We start from the raw sequence: 1,326 nt of genomic DNA on the forward strand, positions 1-1,326 counted from the left end.
AAAGCCGCAACCGATGGCAAGTGAGGCAAAACAATAAAACATGCGATAGAGACAAGAAAGCCCACAACCAGTGTATTGAAACGGTTTAACGTTTTGATCACATAGGCACCGCCGAAGCTTCCGACTATATTCCCGAGACCAAGAAAAAACATCACGTACCCCGCTTGATCAATGGAAAGGTGAAAGCGATCCGTCACCCATTTTCCAATGAAAGAAAAGGCAGCAAAGAATCCACATTGAAATAAGAAATGAGCGAGGAAAGCCTTTCTCGCCATTCGGCTATTCAATAGTGGGATGTATCTACTGAAAATCGGAGTCTTGGTTTTTTGGCCTTGATTCGGTTTCATTTCGGGCAAAGCATAGAAGATGAATACTGCTACCAATAATGCACATGCACCGATTGTAAAAAAAGGATAATACCAATGGGTTGAGGCAAGCAGACTTCCAATAGGGATGCCGAACGCTTGGGAAGCAGCCACGCCTGCCATGACGATTCCTGATACTTTGGCGATTTTTGACGTTGGAAAGAGAGCAGGGATCGAGGCCCAGACTTGAGGCGCCGTAAATGCTGCGCTAACCCCGGCTAAAAAACGGAAGAAGAACATCGACCAAAAACCTGTGGCAAAGCCGCATAACATGGTTGAAACCGAGAAGCAGACCATGCCGGAAAGCATTACTTTTTTGCGGTCCCATCCATCGGAAAGCGGTCCAGCAATCAGTGCAAAAATGGCATAACCTAAAGCATAAGCCCCCACCATCCAACCGGAATATTCGGTCGGGATATGAAACAAGTTCTGAAGAGTGGGGATGAGCGGAGAAATCAAAAACGTATCCGTACCGATAACAAACATGATGAGGAAAAATAAAGCAGTTAATTTGATCATTCTATTCACCCTTTGTAGTTAGTTCTATAGTTCAAATATTATTGAACTAATGAAGAAAAAAAGAATTTCTTTCTACAACGTATCCAGAAATCCGGGTAAGTAAGTTTGAAATGTTTCCAAATCGATGCTCATATACTTCGCTTGAGCTTCTTTTCGTACCTTGATCAATTTCGCCTCCTTTAAAGTACGCAAGTGATACGAAGTATTCGATTTCGTAGTATCGCGAATATGTCCTACTTCTCCACAATTCATCTCCTTCTTGCTGATGTATAGAGCTCGAATGATGTCCAATCTTGTTTCATCAGCTAACGCCTTAAATATTTTGACTCTAAGCTCATCATTTATTATTTTTTGAGTAGTCATAAAACCATTGTACTAAGATCTCGCTACAAATCAAGTCTTTAGAAAAATACCACCATATTCTCCGATTTTTAAGTGAAAT

2 protein-coding genes are annotated in these 1,326 nt (G+C 41.5%); both read right to left on the minus strand.

Annotated elements, in window-relative coordinates:
• Positions 1-884 (minus strand): MFS transporter (locus tag L693_RS0102910; protein WP_025715981.1); only part of this gene is annotated, 884 nt, incomplete at its 3' end.
• A 72-nt stretch (positions 885-956) separates the two neighbouring features.
• Complete coding sequence (locus L693_RS27615) at positions 957-1,247, minus strand: ArsR/SmtB family transcription factor (protein WP_049825038.1); 291 nt, start codon at positions 1,245-1,247, stop codon at positions 957-959.
• Positions 1,248-1,326: the final 79 nt, after the last annotated feature.

Origin of the sequence: Paenibacillus sp. 1-18 (assembly GCF_000520755.1) — a bacterium.
Lineage (GTDB): Bacteria > Bacillota > Bacilli > Paenibacillales > Paenibacillaceae > Paenibacillus > Paenibacillus brasilensis.